The 527-nt window shown below is 59.6% G+C and carries 2 protein-coding genes; both read left to right on the forward strand.

All coding sequences use genetic code 11. The features are described from left to right. On the forward strand, nt 1–227 hold a 227-nt coding region (locus RCF13_RS00510; protein WP_308140703.1), incomplete at its 5' end, for a hypothetical protein. Nucleotides 228–235: 8 nt separating this feature from the next. Next, the gene (locus RCF13_RS00515) at nt 236–487 is read left to right on the forward strand and encodes a hypothetical protein (protein WP_144654632.1); all 252 of its coding nucleotides are present in this window, start codon (nt 236–238) and stop codon (nt 485–487) included. Nucleotides 488–527 lie beyond the last annotated feature (40 nt).

Genomic DNA, 527 nt, shown 5'->3' on the forward strand with positions numbered 1-527 from the left:
GGCTGACACCGTGGCCGCGGGACGACCGGCCGGATTGGACGCTGTTCGATGCTTTCGAGGCGATGATGAATGATCCGGCCACGCCAGCGTATTACCGCCGCGCTTGGGACGAGCTGCAAACCGTCGAGCATGGCAGCGCCATGTTCAACGCGGCGGCGGACGTACTGGGAATTGATCAGGGCAAGCGGGACGACTTGTTCCGCTTCGCGGCCACGCTGAAAGCATAAAAGCAACTATGAACGAACAACGTGAAACGCAGGTCTGCCAGCAAGCGGCCGACCTTGCCGTGAAGAAGTTCTTCGCCATTCTGGGCGTGGACGTGGACGTGCCGGAACAGGTCGAAGAATTTCGCGCTGATCTGCGCTTTGGCAGAAAACTGCGCAAGGTCGCCGATCAGGGAACCGTTGCATTTATCGGTGTGGCCGCGGCCGCGCTGGCCGCTGCATTGTGGGCCGGCATCGTGTCCAACATCACAGGCGGCAAATGATGAATTTTGATACTGCATTCGATCGCCTGATCGGCCATGA

Source organism: Stenotrophomonas maltophilia group sp. RNC7, from assembly GCF_030910085.1.
Lineage (GTDB): Bacteria > Pseudomonadota > Gammaproteobacteria > Xanthomonadales > Xanthomonadaceae > Stenotrophomonas > Stenotrophomonas sepilia.